The organism is Trinickia sp. NRRL B-1857 (assembly GCF_050470685.1).
In the GTDB taxonomy this organism is placed as follows: Bacteria; Pseudomonadota; Gammaproteobacteria; order Burkholderiales; family Burkholderiaceae; genus Trinickia.
The window spans coordinates 2415185-2437883 of record NZ_JBFLUK010000011.1 but is presented as its reverse complement, the minus strand read 5'-3'; the positions used below and the strand labels follow the sequence as shown (position 1 = coordinate 2437883).

Here is a 22699-nt window from a genome sequence, read left to right as displayed (position 1 = left end):
AGGGAGTGGATGGACATGTTGCAACGGTTTCAGCAGTACATCGACGGCACGTTCGAAGACGCCGTCGACACGTTCGATAGCATCGATCCGTCAACAGGCGCCGTGTGGGCGCGAATGCCGGCCGCTAGCGCGGACGACGTCGATCGCGCGGTGCGCGCGGCCCATCGCGCTTTGAGCGATCCGGCATGGATCAATCTCACCGCGAGCGCGCGGGGCAAGCTGCTCTATCGGCTCGCGGAACTGCTCGAGCGCGATGCGCCGCGTCTGGCCCAACTCGAAACGCGAGACACGGGCAAGATCATCCGCGAAACGCGCAGCCAAATCGCCTATGTTGCGGAGTATTACCGCTACTACGCCGGTGTTGCGGACAAGATTCAAGGCGCATGGCTTCCCGTCGACAAGCCCGATATGGAAGTGACGCTGCGGCGCGAGCCGGTGGGTGTCGTCGCCGCGATCGTGCCGTGGAATTCTCAGCTCTTTCTATCCGCCGTCAAGCTCGGCCCCGCGCTCGCGGCCGGATGTACGGTCGTGCTCAAGGCCTCGGAAGACGGTCCCGCGCCTTTGCTCGAATTCGCGCGGCTCGTGCATGAAGCCGGCTTTCCGAAGGGTGTGGTCAATGTCGTGACGGGGTTCGGAAACGACTGCGGACGTACGCTGACAAGCCATCCGCTCGTCTCGCGTATCGCCTTCACGGGCGGCCCGGAGACGGCGCGCCACGTGGTTCGCAATTCGGCCGACAACCTCGCGGCGATGTCGCTTGAGCTTGGCGGCAAGTCGCCCGTGCTGGTGTTCGACGACGCCGATCTCGACAGCGCGTGCAATGCCGTGATCGCGGGAATTTTCGCGGCGACGGGGCAAAGCTGCGTGGCGGGCTCGCGCTTGCTCGTCCAACGCAGCATTCACGATGCGCTCGTCGAGCGCTTGATCGTGCGCTCGCGCTCGATTCGCATCGGCGACCCGCAAGATATGGCGACCGAGATGGGGCCGCTCGCGACGCGTCGTCAACTGGAGCATATCGAGCGCGTGCTGGACGCCAGCGTCGCGGCGGGCGGCCGCATCGTCATGGGCGGCTCGCGGCCGGAAGGGTCGATGGCGGGCCATTACTTTCTGCCGACGATCGTCGATTGTCCGCACGCGCAGGTGCCGAGCGTCACAGACGAATTGTTCGGTCCGGTGCTGAGCGTCGTCACGTTCGACACCGAAGCCGATGCGATCGCCCTCGCGAACGACACCCGGTACGGCCTCGCCTCGGGCGTGTTTACGCGCGATCTAACGCGTGCGCATCGGCTCACGCGTGCACTGCGCGCCGGCATCGTGTGGGTCAATACGTACCGCGCCGTCTCGCCGATCGTGCCGTTTGGCGGCTATGGCTTGAGCGGCCTTGGCCGCGAAGGCGGCCTCGAGGCGGCGCTCGAATACACGCGGACCAAATCGGTATGGATCCGCACGTCTGACGAACCCATCGCCGATCCGTTCGTGATGCGTTGAACGAGCGGGTACGACCACGACCGAACGCGCGCCACCCAAGTCGGTGCATGCAAACGAGAGGAACCGGCATGTTCTACGAGATTCGCACCTATCGCATCAAGACGGGCGGCGTGCCTGCCTATCTGAAGCTCGTCGAGGAGGAGGGCATCGAGCTTCAGAAGCGATACCTGGGGCAACTGGTGGGGTACTTCCATTCGGAAATCGGCCCGCTGAATCAGATCGTTCATATCTGGGCTTACCCGAGCCTGGACGAGCGCGAGCAGCGGCGTGCGGCGCTGGCCGAAGACCACGCCTGGCGGGCCTTCGCGCCGAAAATTCAAGCGCTGATGGAAGAAATGGAAAGCAAGATCATGAGGCCGGCCGCTTTCTCGCCGCTCAAATGAAACGTAGTGAGTTCGACCGATTATCTAAAACTATCTAGGAGACAAGCATGAACAGCACGAACGTATTTCGGGCGGCGGCGTTGATCGCAGTCTGCGCGAGCGCGTTTGCGGCAACCGCCGCGCGGGCGGCCGACCCGATCGTCTTTACAAGTTGGGGCGGGACAACGCAGTCGTCCCAAGACAAGGACTGGGCCAAGCCCTTCACGAAAGCGACGGGCATCAACGTGCTGATGGACGGACCGACCGACTACGGCAAGCTCAAGGCGATGGTCGATAGCGGCAACGTGAGTTGGGACGTCGTCGATGTGGAAGGCGACTTCGCCTATGCCGCGCAAAAGGCGGGATTGATCGAGCCGATCGACTATTCGGTCGTCAAGAAGGTCGGGCTCGATCCACGCTTCACCTCGGCGGGCGCCGTGGGTAGCTTCTATTACTCGTTCGTGCTCGGCTACAACAAGTCCGCATTCAAAGGCGCGCAGCCTTCGACCTGGGCCGACTTATTCGATACGAAGCGTTTCCCTGGAAAGCGCACGTTTTATAAGTGGTCGGCACCCGGCGTGCTCGAAATTGCACTGCTGGCCGACGGCGTTCCTGCGAACAAACTCTATCCGCTCGACCTCGATCGCGCGTTCAAAAAACTCGACACGATCAAGAGCGACATTGTTTGGTGGGGCGGCGGCGCGCAATCGCAGCAATTGCTGGCGTCCGGCGAAGCCCCGATCGGTATGTTCTGGAACGGTCGCTTGCACGCGCTCGAACAAACGGGCGTGCCCGTCGGCATGTCTTGGAATCAAAACCTGACGGCGGCCGACATGCTCGTGATTCCGAAGGGTGCCAAGCATCGGGCGGAAGCGATGAAGTTTCTCGCGGCCGCGACCAGTGCCGATGCGCAAGCGAAATTCGCGGCCGAAACCGGCTATGCGCCGATCAACGTGGACGCGCCCGCGCTGATGCCGGCCGCTGTGGCCAAGACGCTGCCCGACCAATACAAGTCGTCGCAGATCGACCTCGACATGAAGTATTGGGCGGAACACCGCGACGAGATTGCCAAGCGTTGGTACGCCTGGCAATCGAAGTAACGATGTCGCTAGGCGAGCGCCATACCGATCGTATAGGGAGTCACCATGCCTAACGTACTGAGTTCCATCGCGCATCCGGCCGCTGCGCCCTCGCGCCGGCGGCGCGATTGGCGCAGCCTTCGCCTGCTGACCCCGGCGCTGCTCCTGCTCGTGGTCTTCTTTCTGCTGCCTGTGCTGTCGCTGCTTCTTCGTAGCGTGCTCGAACCGACTCCGGGCTTGCAGAACTATACGCAGTTGCTAGGGTCGACCACGTACCTGCGCGTCTTCGGCAATACGTTCCTCGTGGCAACGGTCGTGACGGTCGCGACCGTCGCGATCGGCTTCCCGACGGCATGGTTGCTCGCGATCGCGCCGCGCAAGGTGAGCTCCCTGCTGTTCTCCATCCTGCTGCTGTCGATGTGGACTAACCTGCTCGCGCGCACGTTCGCATGGATGGTGCTGTTGCAAGCGACGGGGCCGATCAACCGAATGTTGATGGCGCTGGGGATCGTCAGCCAGCCGCTGACCCTCGTGAACAATTTGATCGGCGTGACGATCGGTATGACCTACATCATGCTGCCGTTTCTCGTGATGCCGCTGCATGCCACGCTGCGCAGTATCGATCCCTCGACGCTGCGAGCGGCAGCGATCTGCGGCGCGAGCCGATGGCAGGCGTTTTGGCGAGTGCTTGTGCCGCTCGCGATGCCGGGTGTGGCATCGGGCGCGCTGATGGTGTTCGTCATGGCGCTCGGTTATTTCGTGACGCCCGCATTGCTCGGCGGTCCCTCGTACATGATGCTGGCCGAACTCATCGCACAGCTCGTGCAGGAACTGCTGAACTGGGGCCTTGCGGGTGCGGCGGCATTCGTGTTGCTGGCCGTGACGCTGTCGCTCTACGCGCTGCAATTGCGATTTACCGGCAACGCGCGCGCCGGTTTGGGAGGACGCTGAGATGCTGCTCGATTTCGACCGCCTAGGCTCGCTGCGGTGGGCATTGCTGACGGTAGGCGGTGCCGTCGCGCTTTTTTTGCTGCTGCCGATCGCGTTCATCGTTGCGCTTTCGTTCGGCGATTCGCAGTGGCTGATCTTTCCCCCGCCGGGCTGGACGCTCGAATGGTATCGCGAACTCTTCACCGATCCGGGTTGGATCGGCTCGCTGCTGACGAGCGCGCAGCTCGCGGTGGTCGTCACGGCCCTTTCGGTGCTGATCGGCCTGCTTGCATCGCTTGCTCTCGTGCGAGGCAAGTTTCGGGGGCGTGGCGCCGTGCAGGCGTTCTTCCTCACGCCGATGGTGCTGCCCGTCGTCGTGCTGGCGGTCGCGTTGTATGCGTTCACGCTGCGCATCGGTCTGAATGGAACGATGACGGGGTTCGTCATCGGCCATCTGATCATCGCCTTGCCGTTCTCGATCATTTCGATCAGCAATTCGCTCGCGAGCTTCGATACGGCGCTCGAGGACGCGGCGCTCGTGTGTGGGGCGTCGGCGCTCGAAGTGAAGCTGCGCGTGACACTGCCGGCGATCAAGCTCGGACTCTTCGCGGCGGCCATTTTCTCGTTCCTCGCGTCGTGGGACGAAGTGGTGGTGTCGATCTTCATGGCGAGCCCGACCTTGCAGACGCTGCCGGTGCGCATCTGGACCACGCTCCAGCAAGATCTGACGCCGGTCGTGGCGGCCGCGTCCTCGTTGCTCGTGGGATTGACGACAGTATTGATGTTGGCCGGCGCGCTGTTGCGCCGCGCTCGATGAAAGAGGTGAACCAGCCATGACTGCTGCATTCCTGCAAATTCAGCGCTTGCGCAAGACGTACGACGACGTGGTCGCGATCGATCAGGTGTCGTTGGACGTGCGCAAGGGCGAATTCATGACGTTTCTCGGCCCGTCGGGCTCGGGCAAGAGTACGACGCTCTATATCGTCGCCGGCTTCCAGGAGCCGACCGAAGGGCGTGTCCTGTTGGATGGCAAACCGTTGCTGTCGGTGGCACCGAACAAGCGCAACATCGGCATGGTGTTTCAGCGCTACACCTTGTTTCCGCACCTGACGGTGGGCGAGAACGTCGCGTTCCCGTTGCGCGTACGCCGGCGCCCGGATCGTGAAGTACAAGCGAAGGTCGAGCAAATGCTCAAGCTCGTGCATTTGGCCGACTGCCGCGATCGGATGCCGGCGCAATTGTCCGGCGGTCAACAGCAGCGCGTTGCGATCGCGCGTGCGCTGGCCTACGATCCACCGGTTTTGCTGATGGACGAGCCGCTCTCCGCACTCGACAAAAAACTGCGCGAGGAAATTCAACTCGAACTGCGCCGTATCCACCAGGAGACGGGCGTGACGATTCTCTACGTGACGCACGATCAGGAAGAGGCATTGCGTCTATCGGACCGCATCGCGGTCTTCAACAAAGGGGGCATCGAGCAAGTCGGCACGGGCGAGGAACTGTATGCCAATCCGGCCTCGCGGTTCGTTGCGAGCTTCATCGGCAATTCGAACTTTCTGCCGGTGAAGGTCACCTCGAATAGCGACAAGGGGATGAGCGGCGTGTTTCCGAACGGTCACGCGGTGGCGGCGGCAGGGCACGCCCCGGTATTGCGCTCCGGCGAGGACGGCGCCCTCATGATCCGCCCCGAGCAAATGCGTATTCGTGCGGTGCAAAGCGCGAACGGCGAAGCGGGGTTGCCGGTGACGGTGCGCGATATCACGTATCTCGGCGATGCGCTGCATTATGCGGTTGCCACGCCTTGGCAGCAGGAGATTTCGATTCGGATGCCGGCGGCGTACCGTCATGACAGCGGGCTGACCATCGGCACGCAAGCATTGGTCGAGTGGGACGCACGGGACGTCCGGTTGTTCGCGGCCGCATGACGAGATCGATATGAGTGATGCACTGCCTTCTTTGAAAGTCGAGCGCCGAACGACGACGCTGCGTGAACTCGCTCTGGAGAAGATGCGGACGGCCATTCTCGAGGCGCATTTTCAGCCGGGGGAACGGCTCGTCGAGCGCTCGTTGTGCGAGGGGCTCGGTGTGAGCCGAACCGTCGTCCGTGAGGTATTGCGGCATCTGGAAGCGGAGGGGCTCGTCGATTCTATCCCGAACCAAGGGCCGATCGTCGCGGTGATCGATTCGGATACTGCGGCGCAGATCTATGAAATACGCGCGCTGCTGGAGGGCGATGCCGCGATGGCGTGTGCGCAATACGCGGATGCTGCCGTGGTGGCTCGTCTTGCCGATTGCGTGGCGAGCATCGAGCGCGCATTCGGCGGGCACGACCATCAGCAGGTTCGCGAGTTGACGACGACGTTTTACGAAGAGATGTTCCACGGTGGTGGCAGGAAAGTCGCTTTGGAAATCGTCCGCACCTTGAATGCCCGCATCAATCGATTGCGGGCCATGACGATCGCGTCGGACGATCGTGGGCGTCAAGCCGTCGCGGAGATGAACCTGATCCTCGATGCGATTCGTTGTCACGACCCGCGTCGCGCTCGTGACGCCGCGACGGCGCACGTCTCACGGGTGGCGGCGATCGCCGCGCGACTCTTGGAACTCAATCGCGACCAGCAGGTGTCGAGCGAACGACGCGAATCGGCCGGCTGCAACGCGTTCTGACTTTATCTTTAAGGACTCTCATGGCGTTCGAGCACAGATTGAAGGATCCGTCGCTATGGCGGCATCAGGCTTTTATCGATGGCGAATGGCAAGGCGCGCGGTCGGGCGCGACGTTCGATGTTTTCGATCCGGCCACGGGGCAGTCGCTCGGGAGTGTGCCGAACATGGGCGAGGCCGAAACCGCACGAGCCATTGACGCAGCCAACGCCGCGTGGCCCGCATGGCGCAAGAAAACGGCAAAGGAGCGCGCCGCCATCATGCGCCGCTGGTACGAGTTGATGCTCGAGAACAGCGACGACCTCGCCTTGATCCTCACGACCGAACAAGGCAAGCCGCTTGCGGAGGCCAAGGGCGAGATCGCCTATGCCGCCTCGTTTCTCGAATGGTTTGCCGAGGAAGGAAAGCGCGTGGCTGGCGACACACTCCCCACGCCCGCGGCCGACAAGCGCATCGTGGTGTTGAAAGAGCCGATCGGCGTATGTGCCGCGATCACGCCGTGGAATTTTCCCGCTGCGATGATTACGCGCAAGGTGGGGCCCGCATTGGCGGCGGGATGCCCGATCGTGGTCAAGCCGGCGGAGGCGACGCCGTTTTCCGCGCTTGCCATGGCGGTGCTGGCGGAGCGTGCGGGTGTCCCAAAAGGCGTGTTGAGCATCGTCACAGGGGATCCGAAAGCGATCGGCGCGGAGATGACGCGCAACCCGATTGTGCGAAAGCTCTCGTTTACCGGTTCGACCGCGGTGGGGCGGCGGCTGATGGCGCAAAGTGCATCGACCGTCAAGAAAGTGACGCTCGAGCTCGGGGGGAATGCACCGTTCATCGTATTCGACGATGCCGATCTCGACGCCGCGGTCGAGGGTGCGATCGCTTCGAAATACCGCAACAACGGCCAGACATGCGTGTGCACCAATCGCTTCTTCGTGCATGAGCGCGTCTATGACGCGTTCGCCCAGAAGCTGGCTGCGGCGGTGGCGCGGCTCAAAGTCGGGAACGGCACCGAAAGCGGTGTGGTATTGGGGCCGCTGATCGACGAGACGGCGGTCAAGAAGGTCGAGTCGCACATTGCGGATGCCTTGAGCAAAGGCGCCTCGCTCGTGACGGGTGGAAAACGTCATGCGTTGGGCCGCGGGTTCTTCGAGCCGACCGTGCTGGCAAACGTGACGCCGGACATGTGTGTGTCGAAAGAGGAGACGTTCGGTCCGCTCGCGCCGCTGTTTCGGTTTTCGTCGGACGATGAAGTCGTACGCCTTGCCAACGATACCGAATTCGGCCTTGCCGCCTATTTTTATAGCCGCGACGTCGGCCGAGTCTGGCGTGTGGCCGAAGCACTCGAATACGGCATGGTCGGCATCAATACCGGACTAATTTCAAACGAAGTTGCGCCGTTCGGCGGCGTCAAGCAGTCGGGACTAGGGAGGGAAGGCTCGCACTACGGCATCGACGACTATGTCGTGATCAAGTATTTGTGTGTCGCCGTGTGACAGCCTAGGCGTGCGCGGTGTGGATACAGTGGGTGGATTTTTGCAGTGGCGTGGGCAGTTGAAGGAAAAATACTCATAGAGGACGTGGAGACTTGCATGAAAATCAACCGTATGAATAAATTAGTTGTCCTAAGCGGTGTATGCGCCGGATGCTTGCTTCCCGGCATTGCAGCCGCGCAATCGTCGGTCACGTTGTACGGCGTCATCGACGAAGGTATCGACTACGTCAACAACAGCGGTGGCCATTCGCTTTGGAGAATGCGAGACGGCACCTACGACGGCATGTACGGCAGCCGTTGGGGGTTGAAGGGCAGCGAGGATCTCGGCAATGGTCTGAGCGCGATCTTCAAGCTGGAAGCAGGTTTTAGTTTAGAAAACGGTCAAATGCGCCAGGGCGGCAGGGAATTCGGCCGGCAAGCGTATGTCGGGCTGTCGAAAAAGGACATGGGTACGGTGACCTTCGGGCGCCAATACGATTCCGTCGTCGACTACGTTCAGCCGGTGACGGCCGTGGGTCAATTCGGCGGCCCGTTCGTGCGCGGCGGCGATATCGACAACACGGACAACTCTTTCCGCGTGGACAACTCCGTCAAGTACGCTAGCCCCTCCATCGGCGGCTTCACGTTCGGCGGCATGTATTCGTTCACGAATTCCAATGCCGCCGGCTCGGGCACGACCGGCATGTGGAGCTTGGGCACCGCCTACTCGCACGGCGGATTCAATGCCGGTGCGGCGTATTTTTATGCGAAGAATCCGGCCAGCATCTTCACGGACGGCGACTTCATCGGAAATACGACGGGTGGTGCGATCGGCGCTAGCGGGCCGTTCAGCTATGTCGGCAATCCTCATAGCGAACGCATCATGGGGATCGGCGCGGACTACGCATTCGGCGCGGCGACGGCCGGCTTCGACTACACCAACACCAAGTTCGACGATGCGAACGGCACGACGAGTTCCGTCACGTTCAGCAACTATGAAGTGTGGGGGCAGTACAAAGTTACGCCGGCGACGACGCTGGGTGCCGCTTACGCCTATACCGACGGCAAGGTGGATTACAACGGAGCGAAGCCCAAATACCACCAGGTTTCGCTGATGGGTAGTTATGCGCTGTCCAAGCGCACGTCGTTCTATGCGATGGCCGGGGTGCAGCAGGCAGCAGGGGATGCCAAGCAGGCTGACATCTTCGACTTTTCGATCGGCGATGCGTCGACGACCAAGCGGCAACTGATGTTCCGTCTCGGCATGCTGCATCAGTTCTAAAAACGGCGCCGCCCGCCGCTCACCGACCAACGTAAAGAATAATGAAGACCATTCGGGATTTATCGATCGCCGGCAAGATCGGGCTCGCGTTTGCGAGCGTCATTGCTGTCTTCGCGGTGAGCGCGGGCATTTGTATCTTCAGCGTTCGCGCACTCGACGCGAAGCAGAAGGACATCGCACAGTCGGAGCAGGCGCTGCTGCTGCTCAAGGATGGAACGGCGGACTATCTCAACATCGTCCGGGCCGTATTGGCAAACAACTTGGACGGCAATCCCGGGCATAGAGAATGGATCGCAAAACACGGCGGTGACTTCGGGACAAGACTGTCTGCGTTGCGGGCGGCGGACGGCAGTCAGGCCGGGGCTCGATTGGCCGACGCATGCCAGGCGCAATACGATGCATGGCGCCGGACGGTGGTCGATCCGCTGGTGGCCATGCGAAAGAAGGTGGATGCCTTTTCCGTGAATATCAGTGATTTGTCGCAAATGACCGAAGGCTTCGGCTCCTACCTCGGCACGGAAAAGCTGATCGCGGCGCTCGACGAACTCGACGGTTACGAGCGGGACCGGGTGAACCAGGCCCGAGGTAACCTCGCATCGTTGCGCACCCGAATATACGCGACGATTGGCGTGAGTTCGTTGCTTGCCGTGTTGGCGGCCGTCCTTGCCGGAAGTTGGCTTGCGCGAGCAGTATCGCGACCGTTGAGGCACGCGGTGACGCTGGCGGAGCGAGTGGCCGCTGGCGATCTGACGACGCGCGTCGAAGCCGTGTCGACGGACGAGACCGGTGTCTTGATCCGAAGCCTGAATACGATGATTCAAAGTCTCGCGGAAATCGTCGGGCAAGTCAGAGATAGTACGGACCACATCGCCACCGCATCGAGCGAGATCGCGGCCGGTAATTGCGATCTGTCATCGCGTACCGAACAGCAGGCCAGTTCGCTCGAGGAAACCGCGGCGAGTATGACGGAGTTGACCCAAACCGTCAGGCAGAACTCGGACAACGCGTTGCGAGCGAACGAGCTTGCGGCGCGCGCGTTCACGATGGCCGATGCGGGAAATGAAGCGGTAGGCGGGATGGTTCAGACGATCGGCCGGATCAGCGGCAGTTCACGTCAAATTTCCGAAATCACTGGGGTGATCGAGGGCATCGCGTTCCAGACGAACATTCTTGCGCTGAACGCTGCCGTCGAGGCCGCTCGCGCAGGCGAGCAAGGACGTGGATTCGCTGTCGTGGCCGGCGAGGTCCGCGGTCTTGCGCAACGATGCGCAACGGCCGCGAAAGAGATTAGGGCGTTGATCGCTTCGTCCGTCGCGATCATTCAAGGCGGTGAAAAGCAGGCGGACGAGGTTGGCAACACGATGGCAGAGGTCAAAACAGCGATCAAGCAGGTGTCGGACATCGTCGCGGAAATTGCCGCAGCATCGCAAGAGCAGACGCAGGGGATCGAGCAAGTCGGTATGGCGGTCAGCCAAATGGACACAGTGACCCAGCAAAACGCGGCGCTGGTCGAGCAAGCGTCTGCCGCAGCGCAGTCGCTCGAGCAACAGGCCGGCAAGTTGAAGACGGCCGTAGCGGTATTTAAGCGGACGGCGGCTTTGGCGTAACTCGGCGCCCCTCGCTTGCAACGCACGATAACCCGTCTGTACCTGGCCGCGATCATCGCGCAAGCCATGGAACAGGCGAAGCGCGGTCGAGCGGGCGTCTCGATTCGAAAGGAACTATTGGGGAAAAAACGCCCGGCCGAGTAGAGGGCCAGGCGAAACCGCCGATGTACGGCGGCGGAGGTATCGATGCGAGAACGGCTTGCCCTCGCAACTGCGATGCAAGCCGACTTCGATTCGAATCAGCGAAGCTGTTTTACGCCGGCCGGCGCCTCTCGGGCGTCCGCGGCCGGGATTCGTCGATCTAGATTATTGGCCGAAGAACAGCGGCTTCACACCATCGGCTTTTGCCGGCGCACCCGAAGCCGACGAACCGGCTTGCACACCGCCTACCCCTTGATTGTTGCCGTTTTGGGCATTAACGCGCGCTTGGGCCAGCTGCGCGTCTTCCGGGTAGTACGGGTCGTTGCTGAAATTCGTGCGTCCGCCCGCTTGCTTATATTGAATCAGTTCGGCCTTCACTTGGTCGCGCGTCAGCGGTGCGTTCGATTGAGCGAAAACAGCGACCGGAGCGGCAAGAGCGGCGGCGATAACGACGGATTGAATGAGCGATTTCATGATTACTACCTCCAAGATTTGTTTGTCGTACTTGCTAGTTGCATCGTGTTCGTTGCGTGAACCGATGACTGAAGTGTAGTGACTGGAGGCCCTAGGGTTAATACCTAGTTTGATAACTCATCGTTGCGATTTTGTTCATAATCCCGGCAATGAAGCTGGCGCGGCCCGCAGGCAAGCCACGAATTGCTCAGCCGCGCTTTGTCGTGGCGGCGTGGTGCGCTCGACGATTCCGACCTCGCGATAGAACGTGTCGTCGCCAAGGTTTAGCGTTTTGACGCTCGCCGGGATATGCAGCGTCGCGGCCTGCGGAACGATTGCAACGCCTACCCCGGCCGCCACGAGCGCAACGATCCCTTGTAACTCATCCGACTCGACTACGTCGTCGGCGCTTATCCGTTTGCGTTTCAAGAAGCGGTCCACGAGCCGGCCGCCGAACGAGTTGCGGTCGTAGCGGATCAGGGGCTCGCGTGTCAGCAATTCGCGCCACGGTTCTTTGGCAAGCTTGCGCGGCACCAAAAGAACGAACGGTTCGCTGACGAGCAAGTGCCACTTCAATTCGGGCGGTAAAGCGAAAGGCGGCTTGATGATGACCGCGAGATCGAGCTCGCCCGAATCGACCTGCGCCAGGAGATTCAATGAAACACCCGGCGTTACGCGGATGCGCCAACCGGGCGACGTGGTGCGGAACGCCTGAATGGCGCCGACGAGCAACGCGCTTTGGACCGATCCGATCGCACCGATTCGCAAGAGCCCGGCGCTCTCGTTCGTCGCATCTTGCGTCGCAAGGCGTGCATAGACCGCGAGCATTTCTTGCGCGATCTCGACCGTGCGTTTCCCCGCTGCGTTGAGCGTGGCGGAACGCCCCGTGCGATCGAAGAGCGCGAACCCGAGCTCGTCTTCCAGACGGTGGATCTGTGCGCTTACCGCCGATTGGGTTAGTCCCGTGTGTGCGCCCGCGCGGGCGAAGGTGCCGTGATGGACGACGGCGAGGAACGTCTTGAGTTCTCTCAGCATGATTCGATCGATCAAAAAAAAAGGTGCTGAGACGGAAAACATATCGTTATCCATCCAATTTCATTATGTATAACATCTTCCCTAGCCGCTCGACGAAGCACATCCGTCACTCAATTGATCGATACTTGCCGCCATGAATACTCCGTTGCTGCCCTTCCATATCGCGTTTCCGGTCCACAGTATCGAAGCCGCCCGTGCGTTCTACGGCGAGTTACTGGGGTGCCCCGAAGGCCGAAGCGCGCCCGAGTGGGTCGATTTCAATCTCTATGGGCATCAGATCGTCGCGCACTTGGCACCGGACGAAACGGGGGTGAGCAGCACGAATGCGGTCGATGGGCACGGGGTGCCCGTGCGCCATTTCGGCGCGATTCTTACGATCCCCCAATGGACTGCACTGGCGGAGAGATTGAAAGCGGCCGGCGTTCAGTTCGTGATCGAACCGTACATTCGCTTCAAAGGGGAGCCCGGCGAGCAAGCCACGATGTTTTTCTTGGACCCCAGCGGCAACGCGCTCGAATTCAAAGCGTTCGCGAACCTCGATATGTTGTTCGCGAAGTGAGTGTAGGCAGGTGAACGCGGCGTAAAACGATGACGACGATCTATCGCGCTTTCTTTGGGCTTGCATCGAGCAAACCGAGGGAGGCGCGCAGTGGGGCCGCGTCGCCGCCGAGCAATTCGCTCGCGCGAATCGCCGCTTCCACCATCGGCTTGCGCATCTTGCGCAACAGCGTTTCGTCGACGCGCGAGCGCGGCCCGGCAAGCGTCAATACGCCGGCGAGCGGCTGGCCCGCCGCGAAGACCGGCGTCGAAATTCCCGCGGTTTCCGCGTCTCGCTCGCCGATGGAAATGTAATAGCCGTCCCGCCTTATCGTTTCGTACATCTGGCCTCGGGCGCCGTCGAACGCCGTGAGTACGCGGCCGCCCGAGCCTTTGTCCATCGGCAAGACGTCGCCCTCGCGTACGTGATCTCGAATCGCATGGGTCGAATCCACGCGATGCAGGCATACACGAAGGTTTTGCTGCCTGACGTAAAACGAAACGCTTTCTCCGCATTCGTCGCGAAGCGCACGCATCAAAGGCAAAACCACGTCGCCGAGTTGTAGGCCACGCTGATAAAGCGCGCCCAATTGCAGTGCTGCCGGGCCGACCAAATACCGGCCATCGTCGGATCGCAGCACCATGCGATGGTGGATCAGCGATGCCAGCAATCGCAAGATGGTGCTTTTATAAAGCCCTGTGCGCGAGGCCAACTCGGCGAGCGATAGCCCTTTATCGTCAGGTCGAAACGCGAACAGAATGGCAAAGGCCCGATCCAATGCGGCAACGCCGTCAGGCGCGGTGGACGGCGCAGCCGAGCCCTCGGCGTGCGTAGATGGGCGATTCGAAGAAGCAGCCATGGATGGTGGGACGATCGATAACGGCGCGAAGAGAACCGGGCGGATCGCTACCGATAGGCCGGTCTCCTAACGCACCGGCCGTAGCGTTACGCCACGCGGAGCGCCATTCTACAACGCGATGTCCGGGCTGCCCCAATCGCAGCGCAATATCGATCCCGTACTTGAGTCGGTGATGAACAGCGTTTGTCCTCCCGGTCCCCCGAACGTGACGTTGGTGATCGTTCGGCCTGCGCACGAGGCGATCTTCGCAATGCCTTCCCCGTGTGGATTGAGGACGAACACCGCGCCGAGCGACGCATGGGCGACGAACACGTTACCGTCCGCATCCATGGTCAAACCATCGGGACCGCTGATTCCGTAGAACTGCGCGAAACGTCCCACCTTGCTGGTGCTTCCGTCTGTGAGCAACGGCAAGCGCCAGACCGAGTTGTCCCGCGTCATCGCTACAAAAAGCACCTTCTCCTCGGCATCCAGGACGAGACCGTTCGGACTCGGGCCGTTCGCGATGAGGCAATCGAGCCTGCCCGCGGTACTTAGGCGAAAAACGCGGCCCGTCGGGTCGTGCAGGCCCGTTTGACCCTGATCGGTGAAATAGATGTCGCCGTTGCGCGCCACGATGAGGTCGTTGACGCCTTTAAACCGTTCACTATTGCGCCGTGCAAGTAGCGGTTTCACCTCGCCTTGCGCGGGGTCGAGCTTCATCAAGCCGTTCTTGTAGTCGGCAATGACGAGCCGATGTTCGGGATGCCAGGCAAGGCCGTTCGGCTCCCCGTCATACTGTGCGAGCACGCGCCATTCGAGGTCCGGAGCGATTTGGAAGATGCGGCCGTGCGGAATATCCACGATGTAGAGATTGCCGTCCGCGTCGAAACAAGGGCCTTCGATAAAGCAGTCGATGGCTGCGCCGCCTTTATTCGCACGCGACCAATCCGTGACGACGCCGTGCTTGCGTAGCGCATCGGGCATCGCGGTATGAACGCTCGTCCGCATAGTAGTGGGCGTTGGGTACCAGCTCATTCATTGTCTCCTGCATACCGACGCTCGGCCTCGCCCGTATATCGATACGGCATCTGTCGCGGCATTGGGCCTTTGTTGCGCTCGGCGCGCCCGCGTTGCTCCCATGCGTGTGCCAAGATGCCCACCGCGCGCGAGAGGCAGAACACGCCTCTTGCCAATTCAGGTTCGAAGCCGAGTTCGGCGTAGATCACCGCTGTTGCCCCGTCGATATTCATGGGAATAGGGCGGCCTTTGCGTGCTGCCAATAAGGCCTCGATCTGCCGCGCGATGGCGACATAGCGACCGGGGACGATACCCGCCTCGGCCGCTTCGTCGACCATCGCGAGCAGCCGGCCCGCGCGAGGATCGACGGGATGGAAGCGATGGCCGAAGCCGGGTAGGTATTTGCCGTGCGCGTCCACGAACGCATCGACCGAGTGCTCGACGGCTTGCTCGAGCGTAGCCTCCGAAGTGTGGGCCGCCTCGATCGCGTGAAAGAGTTCGACCGCTTGTTGGCCTGCGCCGCCGTGAACGTCATCGAGCGTGTTCAACGCCGAAGCCATTGCACCGTTCAAAGGCAGGCCGCAACTCACGGCCATGCGCGAAATGGCGATCGACGGCGCATGTGGGCCATGATCGACGGAAGCGACGAGCGCGGCCTCCAGTAAGCGCGCTTGACCCGTCGAGGGCAACTCGCCGCGCAGCATCAACCAGATCATTTGTGGGAAGCCGATGGTGCCGATCAGCTGCTGAATGGGGTACCCCCGTACGCGGATCGACCCCGGATGAATGTCGATGATCGAGGTGCTCCAATAATCGGCGGTGAGTGCTTCGAAGTCTTGCGTCTGAGCCATAAACTTGATCCTTTGCGGTCAACGATTGATCTGTTCGAGCGCGAGCCCTTTTGTCGCCGGGCCCATCACACCGATCAACAGCATCACGAACACCATGCAACCCGTGATCATGTAAAAGACGCCCGTGGCGCCGAAGTCGCGCAGGAAAAACGCGACGACGAATCCCGAGAAAATCGCGCTAAGCCGACTCCATGAATAGACGAACCCGATGGCGCGGGCGCGAATCTCCGTCGGATACAGCTCCGACTGATACGTCTGGAACGAATAGCTCATGACCGTCAGCGCAAGGTTCATGCAAAAGCCGAATGTGATGAGCCCGGCCGCGCCCGTTTGATTCGCGAGCGTGAGGCCAAAGACGGCAACGGCGCCCGACGATCCCACGAGACTCCATTTGCGCTCGACCTTATCCGCGAAGCGGAAGAACAGGGCTGGCCCTAGCGGTAACGCGATCGACATCAAAAACGAATACTGCAAACTATGAACGAGGCCGAACCCTTTGCTGCTCAGTAGAGACGGCACCCAATTGCTGAATCCGTAAAAGCCGATGACTTGTGCCGCATTGAACAGCGACAACATGAACGTGCGGTTCAGATAGGGCGCTTTGAAGATGTCGCCGAAGCGCCGCTCGGTCGTCGGGGCCGCGTGCTCGCGAAAGGCCGGTTCGGGCAATGCGAGTCCATATTGACGCTCAACGATTTGCTCGACGCGTTGCGTCACGCGCTGCGCCTCATCCAGCCGCCCTTGTGCAACGAGCCAGCGCGGGCTTTCGGGAATGCCCAAGCGGATCAACCAAACGAGGGCCGCCCCCGTGGCGCTGGCGAGCACGACCCAGCGCCAACCGTCGATGCCGAAGGGGTGCTGCGGTACGAGCCACCACGACATGAGCGCAACGATCGGTACTGCGCAATAGGGCACGATTTGCGTAATCGCAAAAGCGCGGCCTCGCAAATTCTTCGGCATGAGTTCCGCCACATAGGTGTTGATCGTCACCATCTCGACGCCGAGCCCAATGCCGGCGAGCAAGCGGCAGACGTTAACGCCGAGCGCGCTGTGTTGGAGCGCCATCAGGACGCTCGCCGCGGTATAGGCGAGCAAGGCCACGACGAAAATGCGGCGCCGCCCGAAACGATCGGCCAAGAAGCCGAGCCCCAACGTGCCGATAAATAACCCGGTGAACGTGGCCGCCACAAAGGCAGCGATGCTGTTCATCGCGAAGATCGAGGTGGATGCCTTGGCAAACAGCCCGCTTGCGATGAGTCCCGGCGCGATATACCCCGTCATAAACAGGTCGTAGAACTCGAAGCATCCGCCGAGCGACAGCAAGAACACGATCGTCCAGACATAGCGGGTCGCGGGTAGCCGATCGAGTCGGGCGACGATGGCCCGGGCGACGAGATCGTGCTCGGCGACGGTGGGCTTCGCTTGAACCGATTCTCTGGGCGGCGATGAAATGGCGTCGGCGGCGAGTGTGGGTTTCATGTCTTCCTCCAATTGAATGCTTTGTGCGGGACGTTAGATCGTCCTGTCGTCTCTTAGCCGGCCGATCGCTTGCTCATCGAAGCCGAGCCGTTCAAGTTGCGTTTGCGTGTGCTCGGACAAGTGCGGTGCACGCATCGAAGGACGGCCGGACGATGCGTCGCCACTGGCGTCGATCATTCGAAAACCTGCGCGCGTGACACGTTGAACGTGCTCGCCGTCTTTAAATTCGTGAACGAACGCGCGACCCGCGATCTGCGGCTGGGCGATCGCTTCCGGCACGGTTAGCACCAACCCTGCCGGCACACCGGCCGCGACGAGTAGCGGTTCCCAATGCGCTGCGCTGTGAGCTTGGAGCGCGATTTCGATCTCGTGCTTCAGCTCGATTCGATGCCGCTTGCGTGGTTCTCGTTCGCGAAATCGCTCGTCGGACGCAAGCTCGGGGCGGCCGATGACGTCGCACAGCGCCGCGAATTGCTTCGTTTCGTTCGCCGCGATGTTGAGCATGCCTTCGCCGCAGATGAACGTGCCGGAAGGTGCCGCGGTGAAATTCTCATTGCCCATGGGCGTGGGCTCGACGCCCGCGTTGAGATAGTTCGACACCACCCAACCCATCGTCGACATCGTCGCTTCGAGCATCGAGACGTCGACGATCCGTCCTTCACCGGTGCGTTGCGCGGCGAGTACGGCCGCGCAAATGGCCAACGCCGCGCTCATGCCGCCGACCGTATCGGCCACGGGGTAGCCGACGCGCAGCGGCGCGGTTTCGACACCGCCCGTGACGCTCATGGCGCCTGACATGCCCTGAATGATTTGGTCGTAGGCCGGCCGCTGCGAGAGAGGACCGTCGTTGCCGAAACCCGAAATGGCGCAATAGACCAGGCGCGGATTGAGGGCGAGCAGGGACGGCGCCGCGAGCCCGAGGCGCTCCATCACGCCTGGGCGGAAGTTTTCGACCAGCACGTCGGCGTCCCGCACGAGGCTGCGCAGGATTTCTTTCCCGGCGTCGTGCTTGAGGTTGAGCGTCATCGATTTCTTGCCGGCGTTGACCGCGACGAACGATGCGCCCATGTTGCGGGCCGATGCCTGGGGATCGGCTCCTAGGCGGCGCGCAAGATCGCCGCCGTCAGGGTTCTCGATCTTGAGGACGTCCGCGCCGAGCAGGGCGAGTTGATACGTGCAAAACGGACCGGACAACACGTTGGACAAGTCCAAGACGCGGATGCCGGTCAGAGGAAGTGCGCTCATGGCAATCTCATTGCGAGACGTTCTGTGTAACAGAACGTCGTTCTATAAATGTAGCGAGGCAATGCTAGGTCGAGGCGTCACTTAGTTGGAATTCGGGATTACCCGAGGAGGGGGAGGGACGTACGCAAGAGGGGCGACTGCCGTTCGCGCTATGCCGGCAAGAGAAGCAGACGTAAGGCCAGCAGCACGACAATAACGTTCAGCAGTCGCTCCATCCACTGATCGCCCTTTTTGAGTGCGTATCGTGCGCCCGCTGAGGACCCGATCAACGTGCCGATGACAAGGGAAAGGCCGAACCGCCAGTTGATGATCTGGCTGAATCCATAAACGGCAAGGGAGCCGAGTGAGATGACGAGCCCGCTGATTTTTCGCGTGCCGACTGATTCGCTGACGGTCTTGTTGAAGATCAAGATGAATACATACGTCGCAAGCTTCGCCTGACCGCCGAAAAAGCCGCCCACCATACCGATGAGGGTAAATAAGCCGTATCCGAGCGCGGCGCGTCCTTTCGAGATCGGTTCATGATGCGGTTTCGGCTTCTTGACGAGCGATAAAAACACCATCAGCAACGTAAGAACACCGATCATCTTATGCAACGCAGAGGCATCGATCTTGAGTAGCACGGCTGCCCCGCAAACGGACCCGACGAGTCCGAGGAGTGCCGCGGGCGCCGCAAGCTTGTAGTCCACCTTGCCTTGCCGATGAAACTCGCGTGCCCCCGCCAACATCGTGCCGACCGAAGCGACGCGCGCCGAGGCAATAGCCGACTGCGGCGCGATGCCGAGCCAGATCATGATCGGGACCGTCAGAAATGCGCTTCCTCCGGTGTTGGTCCCGATGAAGCCGGTTAGCAGGCCGAGCGCGAGCAGGAGAAACGTGGTGGCGAATTCGCTATGCAATTTGATCTACGAAAAATTTGACAATCGGTTGTCGGCTTTCGATCAGAGCAAAACTGCTTAGGGTCCATGATACTTATATCGTTCCAACAAAAACCGCCGCTAAGCCATTCGCCAGCGCCATTCTTTGCAGCGGCCGCCTTCGTAGGGTCTAAAGCCGATCAGATCAATTCGACGTCGGGAAGATTGGCTAAAACCTGATCGTAGGTATCGAACGATTCCAGTACTTGTACGACCACGGGCAACGGTTCTGCCCAGATCTCCGGAAGGTCGCGCTCGCTGCGCGATGCGATCGGAAAGGCGAGCGCCTCTTTCGGCGGTTGAAATTGCGCATCCACGCCGGGCTTGTTTCCTCTCGGGTCGATGCGATACCACCCTATGTCCTTCAAATACACGGCATTGAGGCCGTGTAAGCAGTACGGCGCCCCGTTGCCCGTGACGGACAGCCGTTGATAGCAGAGTCCCGCCGGCACGCCGTTGGCGCGAAGGAGCGCGGCCAGCAAGTGACTTTTCGCATAACAGTAACCGGTCTTGTGCCTCAGTACGTCGGAGGCCTTGCAGGTGACGGGATTGAGTTTGAAGTCCGAGCTATGCCGGATCTCGTCTCTAACGAATTCGAAAGACGAACGCACCAGCTCGTTTTCGGAATTCGAGCGAGCGGCCAGACTTGCGGCGACCGCCCGCACTTCGGACGCATCGAAGTCGATGTACTGACTCGGAGCGAGATAACGATGCATAGGTCGGCTCTTAATCAAGAAGGGTTGTGGGATCGCGTGACTATACACACGTGCGCCGGCTGGAGTTCGCACGAGGGTAATTTCCTTCAATACCGGTGCTCGGCCGCGCTGTACCTTCGGTCTCCATGATTTACCGATAGGCAAACCGAGGGCAATTGATGAGTGATGTACTTTCGATGAGCGCGTTCGCGCTTGCCGCGTCGATCACACCGGGTCCCGTCAACGTCGTTGCATTGGGCGCCGGCGCGCAGTATGGGCTTCGCGCCGGGATGCGGCACGTAACCGGGGCGACGGTCGGCTTCACGCTGCTGCTGTTGATGACGGGATTAGGATTGCACGCGTTTCTCGCGCAGTGGCCGTTCTTCACGAAAGCGATTCAATGGGCGGGCATCTTATTCCTGCTCTATATGGCCTACAAGCTGGCGACGGATGACGGGCAGCTTGGAACGCAACGTATGACGAGAGGGCCTTCGTTGACCTCGGGCGCGGCTATGCAATGGTTAAATCCGAAGGCGTGGGTGGCGGCGCTCGCCGGTATGGGCGCCTATGCGGCAGACGGAGATAGCCGGTTGGTCGTGCAATTCGCCGTCATCTATTTCGTAATTTGCTACGGATCGATCGCTTGTTGGGCGTATGCGGGCTCCCGGTTGCAGCGCCATCTGCGTGTCGCCAAGCAAGTGCGGCTGTTCAATCGCGCGATGGCCTTGCTGCTCGTAGGAAGCGCTATCTATTTGATCAGCGCGTAGTCGGCCCGCCAATCCCGACGTCGATTAGCCGCGATACTGACGAGGCGTCGCGGCCGTGAATTGACGGAAGGCGCGTTGCAGATGCGCTTGGTCGGCAAAGCCGGCTTCGATGGCGACATCGGCGATCGCGCGCCCCCGCTTGAGTTGAGCCCGGCTGTACTCGACGCGGCAATTGACGAGATAAGCATGGGGCGTCATCCCGTATCGTTCCTTGAACGCGCGAATCAGATACGACGCCGAAAGATCGGCAGCCGCGCAGACCTCCTCCAGCTTGAGCGAGCGCGTGAAGTTGGCTCGGATATATTCCGCCGCCTTGGACAGTTTCGGGTTCGACCGTTCGATTTCCATCGGCTCCGTCTCGCCCAACTTCGATTGAACTTGCGCGAAGAAGGCGCGAGCGGCGCTTTCCTTATCGACTGCATCGGTTTGCTCGTCGATGAGAATCCTATGAAGGTGGGTCAGGCCCGCGTATATATCGGGCCGAGTCGTCATATGCGTCGGAAACGGACGGAACACCCGGTTCGGATTGTCCCCTAGCTCATGCTGGATTTCCGCAAGCCAATGCATATCGACGTAAAGCATGATGTACGACCATGGCTGATCCTCGATGGGATTGCAGGCGTGGACATCTTCGGGATTGATGAGCACGACAGTGCCGGCGCTCACGCGTTCGTGCGCCGTGCCGTTGATATAGGTGCTCTCGCCCGCCGTGATCGCGCCGATCGAAAAGAAATCGTGTGCGTGCCTGGCGTAGCAGACCTTGCGGCCATCTTCGACACGGCGCGCTTCGATGAACGCAAGACGCTCGTCGCGCCAGAACGTGTGCGTCGATGCAGGCTTGTGTGAAACGGTCGCGAGGGCCATTAAGTTCTCCGGTCTTTAGCGCAACGTAGATCATGATAGAGACGTCGGCGATATTTTGGGCGAAAACTAAGCGCGCCTGAGCCCGGGAGCTTGAGCGAACGACTCGGCCAAATAGTTCATCACCGTGCGCACGAGGTTCGAGCGCTTCAAATCTCGATGCGTAACCAGCCAAATATCGCGCGAAAACATGTTCGCGCCGAGCTCCAGCTTGACGAGGCCGGCATGCGCGTCGCCCAAGAAACAAGGCAGCCCCGCCACGCCCGCGCCCGAATGGGCTGCGATTAAATGGCTGCTGATGTCGCTCAATTCGCACGCGATCGCTCGATTACCGGCAAGGCCCAATATCCAGTGCTGCTGGGGCATATCGGCAAATTGCTCGTCATAGACAATGAAACGCCAGTGCTCGGGTCTGGCGAGCGCCGAGTAATCGCGGCTCGCATATAAAGCGAACGGCATCCGGCCGATACGGCGCGCGATATTGCTCGCCTCGGTAGGGCGGGTCTGACGCAAAGCGATATCGGCCTCCCCGCGATTAAGCGACACCTGGCGTGCTTCCGCCGATACGGAGAGCTGGATGTTCGGATACAACGCTTGAAATGCGGCCATGCGCGGCGCGAGGAAATGCGAAGACAGCACGGGCGAGGCGCTAACCGTGACGCGGCCATGTTGCGTGCTCTGCTGCGCTTGCGTCTCGCGGTCGATCGCAAACGCCGCCTCTTCCATCGTCTGAATCCGCTCGAAAACCTGTAGGCCCGCGGCGGTAAGCCGGCAAGAGCGAGGCAGACGCTCGACCAGGACCGCTTGAAGTTCGGCTTCCAACGCGGCGACTCGGCGGCTGACGGTGGCGTGATCGACCTTCAGCGCGCGCGCCGCACCCGACAAGGTGCCCGCGCGGCCAAGCGCCAAAAAATAGCGAAGATTTTCCCAATCGGCCATCTGTGCATTTTTTCATAGATGATGTGCGATCTTACCGAATTTACGC

23 protein-coding genes are annotated in these 22699 nt (G+C 61.0%); 12 read left to right on the top strand and 11 right to left on the bottom strand.

What is annotated here, in order from left to right; all coding sequences use genetic code 11:
• Window positions 1–15 precede the first annotated feature (15 nt).
• The 10 genes from AB1286_RS31275 (at window position 16) to AB1286_RS31230 (ending at window position 10874) form a co-directional block, all read left to right on the top strand.
• Window positions 16–1488, top strand: coding sequence for an aldehyde dehydrogenase (locus tag AB1286_RS31275; protein WP_430367065.1), 1473 nt, complete (start codon window positions 16–18; stop codon window positions 1486–1488).
• A 68-nt stretch (window positions 1489–1556) separates the two neighbouring features.
• Window positions 1557–1871, top strand: coding sequence for an NIPSNAP family protein (locus AB1286_RS31270; protein WP_430367064.1), 315 nt, complete (start codon window positions 1557–1559; stop codon window positions 1869–1871).
• Between the two features lie 47 nt (window positions 1872–1918).
• Complete coding sequence (locus tag AB1286_RS31265) at window positions 1919–2950, top strand: ABC transporter substrate-binding protein (protein ID WP_430367063.1); 1032 nt, start codon at window positions 1919–1921, stop codon at window positions 2948–2950.
• 45 nt (window positions 2951–2995) lie between these two features.
• Entirely contained in the window at window positions 2996–3880 is an 885-nt protein-coding gene (locus tag AB1286_RS31260; protein ID WP_430367062.1) for an ABC transporter permease, read from the top strand.
• A gap of 1 nt (window position 3881) precedes the next feature.
• Entirely contained in the window at window positions 3882–4676 is a 795-nt protein-coding gene (locus AB1286_RS31255; protein WP_430367061.1) for an ABC transporter permease, read from the top strand.
• A gap of 16 nt (window positions 4677–4692) precedes the next feature.
• The gene (locus AB1286_RS31250; RefSeq protein WP_430367060.1) at window positions 4693–5784 is read left to right on the top strand and encodes an ABC transporter ATP-binding protein; all 1092 of its coding nucleotides are present in this window, start codon (window positions 4693–4695) and stop codon (window positions 5782–5784) included.
• 10 nt (window positions 5785–5794) lie between these two features.
• A complete protein-coding gene (locus tag AB1286_RS31245; protein ID WP_430367059.1) occupies window positions 5795–6526 on the top strand; it encodes a GntR family transcriptional regulator in 732 nt (243 codons plus the stop codon).
• Window positions 6527–6546: 20 nt separating this feature from the next.
• A complete protein-coding gene (gabD, locus tag AB1286_RS31240; RefSeq protein WP_430367058.1) occupies window positions 6547–8007 on the top strand; it encodes an NADP-dependent succinate-semialdehyde dehydrogenase in 1461 nt (486 codons plus the stop codon).
• Between the two features lie 96 nt (window positions 8008–8103).
• Window positions 8104–9267 carry a porin gene (locus tag AB1286_RS31235; RefSeq protein ID WP_430367057.1) on the top strand — a complete coding sequence of 388 codons (1164 nt, stop codon included), beginning with the start codon at window positions 8104–8106 and terminating at the stop codon, window positions 9265–9267.
• Window positions 9268–9308: 41 nt separating this feature from the next.
• Window positions 9309–10874, top strand: a complete 1566-nt coding sequence (locus AB1286_RS31230; RefSeq protein WP_430367056.1) for a methyl-accepting chemotaxis protein — start codon at window positions 9309–9311, stop codon at window positions 10872–10874.
• Window positions 10875–11180: 306 nt separating this feature from the next.
• Here AB1286_RS31230 and AB1286_RS31225 read toward each other — a convergent pair whose 3' ends face one another.
• Both AB1286_RS31225 and AB1286_RS31220 read right to left on the bottom strand, forming a co-directional pair.
• Entirely contained in the window at window positions 11181–11489 is a 309-nt protein-coding gene (locus AB1286_RS31225; RefSeq protein WP_430367055.1) for a DUF4148 domain-containing protein, read from the bottom strand.
• A 135-nt stretch (window positions 11490–11624) separates the two neighbouring features.
• Entirely contained in the window at window positions 11625–12503 is an 879-nt protein-coding gene (locus AB1286_RS31220) for a LysR family transcriptional regulator (RefSeq protein WP_430367054.1), read from the bottom strand.
• Between the two features lie 133 nt (window positions 12504–12636).
• Here AB1286_RS31220 and AB1286_RS31215 point away from each other — a divergent pair, with 133 nt between their 5' ends.
• Window positions 12637–13062: a VOC family protein gene (locus tag AB1286_RS31215; protein WP_430367053.1), complete on the top strand. Its 426-nt coding sequence runs from the start codon at window positions 12637–12639 to the stop codon at window positions 13060–13062.
• A gap of 40 nt (window positions 13063–13102) precedes the next feature.
• On the opposite strand, the gene AB1286_RS31210 is transcribed toward AB1286_RS31215, so the two are convergent.
• The 7 genes from AB1286_RS31210 to AB1286_RS31180 form a co-directional block, all read right to left on the bottom strand.
• A complete protein-coding gene (locus AB1286_RS31210) occupies window positions 13103–13900 on the bottom strand; it encodes an IclR family transcriptional regulator (protein ID WP_430367052.1) in 798 nt (265 codons plus the stop codon).
• A gap of 108 nt (window positions 13901–14008) precedes the next feature.
• Window positions 14009–14917: an SMP-30/gluconolactonase/LRE family protein gene (locus AB1286_RS31205; protein WP_430367051.1), complete on the bottom strand. Its 909-nt coding sequence runs from the start codon at window positions 14915–14917 to the stop codon at window positions 14009–14011.
• On the bottom strand, window positions 14914–15750 hold the full coding sequence (locus tag AB1286_RS31200; protein ID WP_430367050.1) for a citryl-CoA lyase: 837 nt from the start codon (window positions 15748–15750) through the stop codon (window positions 14914–14916). Before AB1286_RS31200 ends, AB1286_RS31205 begins: the two co-directional genes overlap by 4 nt.
• A gap of 18 nt (window positions 15751–15768) precedes the next feature.
• On the bottom strand, window positions 15769–17229 hold the full coding sequence (locus AB1286_RS31195; protein WP_430367049.1) for an MFS transporter: 1461 nt from the start codon (window positions 17227–17229) through the stop codon (window positions 15769–15771).
• Window positions 17230–17262: 33 nt separating this feature from the next.
• On the bottom strand, window positions 17263–18474 hold the full coding sequence (locus AB1286_RS31190; RefSeq protein ID WP_430367048.1) for a CaiB/BaiF CoA transferase family protein: 1212 nt from the start codon (window positions 18472–18474) through the stop codon (window positions 17263–17265).
• 149 nt (window positions 18475–18623) lie between these two features.
• Entirely contained in the window at window positions 18624–19373 is a 750-nt protein-coding gene (locus tag AB1286_RS31185) for a sulfite exporter TauE/SafE family protein (protein ID WP_430367047.1), read from the bottom strand.
• Window positions 19374–19531: 158 nt separating this feature from the next.
• On the bottom strand, window positions 19532–20107 hold the full coding sequence (locus AB1286_RS31180; protein WP_430367046.1) for a transglutaminase-like domain-containing protein: 576 nt from the start codon (window positions 20105–20107) through the stop codon (window positions 19532–19534).
• A 158-nt stretch (window positions 20108–20265) separates the two neighbouring features.
• Between AB1286_RS31180 and AB1286_RS31175 the strand changes: the two genes are divergently transcribed.
• Complete coding sequence (locus tag AB1286_RS31175; protein ID WP_430367045.1) at window positions 20266–20853, top strand: LysE family translocator; 588 nt, start codon at window positions 20266–20268, stop codon at window positions 20851–20853.
• Window positions 20854–20877: 24 nt separating this feature from the next.
• On the opposite strand, the gene AB1286_RS31170 is transcribed toward AB1286_RS31175, so the two are convergent.
• Both AB1286_RS31170 and AB1286_RS31165 read right to left on the bottom strand, forming a co-directional pair.
• A complete protein-coding gene (locus tag AB1286_RS31170) occupies window positions 20878–21717 on the bottom strand; it encodes an AraC family transcriptional regulator (RefSeq protein WP_430367044.1) in 840 nt (279 codons plus the stop codon).
• A 66-nt stretch (window positions 21718–21783) separates the two neighbouring features.
• Window positions 21784–22653 carry a LysR family transcriptional regulator gene (locus tag AB1286_RS31165; protein ID WP_430367043.1) on the bottom strand — a complete coding sequence of 290 codons (870 nt, stop codon included), beginning with the start codon at window positions 22651–22653 and terminating at the stop codon, window positions 21784–21786.
• Window positions 22654–22699 lie beyond the last annotated feature (46 nt).

Coding starts and splice junctions, on each gene's coding strand:
- AB1286_RS31235 (WP_430367057.1), top strand. CDS start 8,104: ATGAAAATCAACCGTATGAATAAATTAGTTGTCCTAAGCGGTGTATGC.
- AB1286_RS31255 (WP_430367061.1), top strand. CDS start 3,882: ATGCTGCTCGATTTCGACCGCCTAGGCTCGCTGCGGTGGGCATTGCTG.
- AB1286_RS31195 (WP_430367049.1), bottom strand. CDS start 17,229: ATGAAACCCACACTCGCCGCCGACGCCATTTCATCGCCGCCCAGAGAA.
- AB1286_RS31265 (WP_430367063.1), top strand. CDS start 1,919: ATGAACAGCACGAACGTATTTCGGGCGGCGGCGTTGATCGCAGTCTGC.
- AB1286_RS31230 (WP_430367056.1), top strand. CDS start 9,309: ATGAAGACCATTCGGGATTTATCGATCGCCGGCAAGATCGGGCTCGCG.
- AB1286_RS31260 (WP_430367062.1), top strand. CDS start 2,996: ATGCCTAACGTACTGAGTTCCATCGCGCATCCGGCCGCTGCGCCCTCG.
- AB1286_RS31215 (WP_430367053.1), top strand. CDS start 12,637: ATGAATACTCCGTTGCTGCCCTTCCATATCGCGTTTCCGGTCCACAGT.
- AB1286_RS31175 (WP_430367045.1), top strand. CDS start 20,266: ATGAGTGATGTACTTTCGATGAGCGCGTTCGCGCTTGCCGCGTCGATC.
- AB1286_RS31250 (WP_430367060.1), top strand. CDS start 4,693: ATGACTGCTGCATTCCTGCAAATTCAGCGCTTGCGCAAGACGTACGAC.
- AB1286_RS31220 (WP_430367054.1), bottom strand. CDS start 12,503: ATGCTGAGAGAACTCAAGACGTTCCTCGCCGTCGTCCATCACGGCACC.
- gabD (WP_430367058.1), top strand. CDS start 6,547: ATGGCGTTCGAGCACAGATTGAAGGATCCGTCGCTATGGCGGCATCAG.
- AB1286_RS31200 (WP_430367050.1), bottom strand. CDS start 15,750: ATGGCTCAGACGCAAGACTTCGAAGCACTCACCGCCGATTATTGGAGC.
- AB1286_RS31210 (WP_430367052.1), bottom strand. CDS start 13,900: ATGGCTGCTTCTTCGAATCGCCCATCTACGCACGCCGAGGGCTCGGCT.
- AB1286_RS31275 (WP_430367065.1), top strand. CDS start 16: ATGTTGCAACGGTTTCAGCAGTACATCGACGGCACGTTCGAAGACGCC.
- AB1286_RS31245 (WP_430367059.1), top strand. CDS start 5,795: ATGAGTGATGCACTGCCTTCTTTGAAAGTCGAGCGCCGAACGACGACG.
- AB1286_RS31190 (WP_430367048.1), bottom strand. CDS start 18,474: ATGAGCGCACTTCCTCTGACCGGCATCCGCGTCTTGGACTTGTCCAAC.
- AB1286_RS31170 (WP_430367044.1), bottom strand. CDS start 21,717: ATGGCCCTCGCGACCGTTTCACACAAGCCTGCATCGACGCACACGTTC.
- AB1286_RS31270 (WP_430367064.1), top strand. CDS start 1,557: ATGTTCTACGAGATTCGCACCTATCGCATCAAGACGGGCGGCGTGCCT.
- AB1286_RS31165 (WP_430367043.1), bottom strand. CDS start 22,653: ATGGCCGATTGGGAAAATCTTCGCTATTTTTTGGCGCTTGGCCGCGCG.
- AB1286_RS31180 (WP_430367046.1), bottom strand. CDS start 20,107: ATGCATCGTTATCTCGCTCCGAGTCAGTACATCGACTTCGATGCGTCC.
- AB1286_RS31205 (WP_430367051.1), bottom strand. CDS start 14,917: ATGAGCTGGTACCCAACGCCCACTACTATGCGGACGAGCGTTCATACC.
- AB1286_RS31225 (WP_430367055.1), bottom strand. CDS start 11,489: ATGAAATCGCTCATTCAATCCGTCGTTATCGCCGCCGCTCTTGCCGCT.